Annotated in this window: 1 protein-coding gene; it reads left to right on the forward strand. The window is 75.9% G+C overall.

Translation table 11 applies throughout. The features are described from left to right. On the forward strand, window positions 1-2962 hold a 2962-nt coding region (locus MXD62_RS27180), incomplete at both ends, for a type I polyketide synthase (RefSeq protein WP_248832253.1).

A 2962-nucleotide genomic window follows, 5' to 3' on the forward strand; every position in this document is an offset into this window, starting at 1 on the left:
CCACACCCACGGCCACACCCCCACCGGCACCACCCTCACCCCCACCAGCCAGGCCACCACCAGCAAGGCCACCACCAGCGACACCGGCAGCGACACCGGCGTCGATCCCCACCACCTCGCCGCCGCCCTGCCCACCTACCCCTTCCAGCACGAGCGCTACTGGTTGGAGAGCACTCCCGGCGGCCCCGGCGACCTCTCGCGGGCCGGGTTGCGCTCGGCCGGCCATCCGCTGCTCGGCGCCACCATCCGGTTGGCCACCGGCGACACCGTCGTGCAGACCGGACGGATCTCGCTGGCCACCCATCCCTGGCTCACCGACCACACCGTGCAGGGCAACGTCCTCGTCCCGGGCACCGCCTTCGTCGACCTCGCGCTGCGCGCCGGGGACACGCTCGGCGCCGACGTGCTCGACGAGCTCGTGGTCGAAGCGCCGCTCATCCTTCCCCAGCGCGGTGCGGTCGCCATCCAGGTCACGGTCACGGCTCCCGACGACACCGGCCGCCGCCCCGTCAGCATCCATTCCCGGCCCGACACCGGCCCGGACGACGACGTGGCCGCCGACTCTGACGTCGCCGCGTGGACCAGGCACGCCAGCGGCACGCTGACGACGACCGCCGCGGGGGTCGCGACGCCGCCCGAACCGGCATGGACCGAATGGCCTCCGGCGCAGGCCGTCGCGGTGGACCTCTCCGACGGCTACGACGCGCTGGCCGCGTCCGGGCTCGCCTACGGGCCCACCTTCCAGGGCCTGCGCGCCGCCTGGCGCGACGGCGACGACCTCTACGCCGAGGTCACCCTGCCCGACACCGAGACCGACCAGGCCGGCGCCTTCGGCGTCCACCCCGCGCTGCTCGACGCCGCGCTGCACGCCGCCGCGCTGAGCCGACTGCCGGACGTCCCGGCGGGCCACAGCCGGCTGCCCTTCGCCTGGAACGGCGTCCGCCTGCACGCCACCGGCCCCACCACCCTGCGCGTCCACCTCACCATCCACGGAACCGACGACGTCTCCCTGCACGCCGCCGACACCACCGGGACTCCCGTGGTCACGGTGGACTCGCTGGTCTCCCGGCTGATCTCCGCGGAGCAGGTCGCAGCCGAACGCGAGGACGCCGAGCGTTCCGGGCAGGCGGGACGTCTCCACGAGGTGACCTGGCCGGAACTACCGCTGTCGGCCGCCGACTCCGGGACAGCGACGGGCACCTGGGCGGTGGTCGGCGACGACACCGCCGAACTGGTCGCGGCGCTGCGCGGGGCCGACGTCGACGCGCGTGCCTTCCCGAACCTCACGGCGCTCGGCGCCGCGGACGGTGACGAGCTGCCGCGGGTGGTGCTGGTCGGCCTACCCCCGCGGGCCGCGGCTGCCCCCGCGCCCGGCATCGAGGAGGGCGATCTTCCGGCGTCGGCGCACGCGGCCGCCGCCGACACGTTGGCGCTTCTCCAGGAGTGGCTGCGGGACCCCCGTCTGGCCGACACCGCCCTCGTCGTGCTGACGTCCGGCGCCGTCAGCGTCGCCGGCGAGGCCGTCGATCTCACCACGGCGCCCCTCACCGGCCTGCTGCGGACCGCCGTCACCGAGAACCCCGAACGTCTCCTGCACCTGGACGTCGACGACCACCCGGGTTCCCGGGCTGGGCTGTCCGCCGCCATCGCGACCGCTCTGGCCGCCGACGAGCCCCACCTGGCGCTGCGCGGGGGCACCGCGCACACGCCGAGGCTCACTCCCGTCGTGACGCCCACCGGCGGTCCGGCCGTCGACCCCGCCGCCCCGGGCTCCTGGAATCTCGACCCGGACGGGACCGTCCTGATCACCGGCGGCCTGGGCACCCTCGCCCGCCACCTCGCCCGCCACCTCGTCATCCACCAGCACACCCGCCACCTGCTTCTCACCAGCCGGCAGGGCCCCGCCAGCCCCCACGCGCAAACCCTGCTCAACGAGCTCACGGATCTCGGCGCCAGCGTGACCATCACGGCGACCGACACCGCCGACCTCGACGCGGTCGCGCGGCTGCTCGGCACCCTCCCCGCCGAACACCCCCTCACCGCCGTCGTCCACACCGCCGGCGTCCTCGACGACGCCGCCCTGGCCAACCTCACCCCCGACCGCCTGCACAGCGTCCTCACTCCCAAGATCGACGGTGCCTGGAACCTGCACCGCATCACCCGCGACCACCCCGTGCGCGCGTTCGTCCTCTACTCCTCCATCGCCGGCATCACCGGCAACGCCGGCCAGGCCAACTACGCCGCGGCGAACACCTTCCTCGACGCCCTCGCCCAGCACCGCCGGGCCCAGGGCCTGCCCGCCACCAGCCTCGCCTGGGGACTCTGGGACGACGCGAGCGCGTTCACCGAACAGCTCAGCGCCACCGACCGGGCGAGGATCGCGCGCAGCGGCGTCCGGCCGCTGTCGACGGCGCAGGGGCTGCGCCTGTTCGACGAGGCCGCCGCGACGGAGCAGGCGGTGCTGGCGCCTGTACCGCTGGACCTGGCCGCCATCCGCGCCCGGGCGGCCCGCGACGGGGTGCCGCCGCTGTTCCGCGCGCTCGTCCGACCGGTCCGCCGGGCCGCGACGACGTCCACCGGCCCGGCCGCGGGGACCTCAGCGCTGGCCGACCGGCTCGGCGGGCTGGGCGAGCAGGAGGCGACCACGCTGCTGGTGGACCTGGTGCGAACGGAGGTCGCCGGTGTGCTCGGGCACGCCGGCCTCGCGTCCGTCCCGGCCGACCGCGCCTTCTCCGGTCTGGGTCTGGACTCGCTGACCGCGGTGGAGCTGCGCAACCGGCTGAACACGGCCACCGGCCTGAGGTTGCCGGCCACCCTCACCTTCGACCACCCGACCCCGGCCGCCATCGCCGAGCTGCTGCGGACCGAACTGGTCGGGACGTCGACGGCCCCGGGCGGGGCCCCGGGGGGGGCCCCGCCCCGGCGCCCGCGGGGCGCCGCCGCGCCCCACGCGGTAGGGGGG

This window comes from Frankia sp. Mgl5 (assembly GCF_023242985.1).
Classification (GTDB): domain Bacteria; phylum Actinomycetota; class Actinomycetes; order Frankiales; family Frankiaceae; genus Parafrankia; species Parafrankia soli.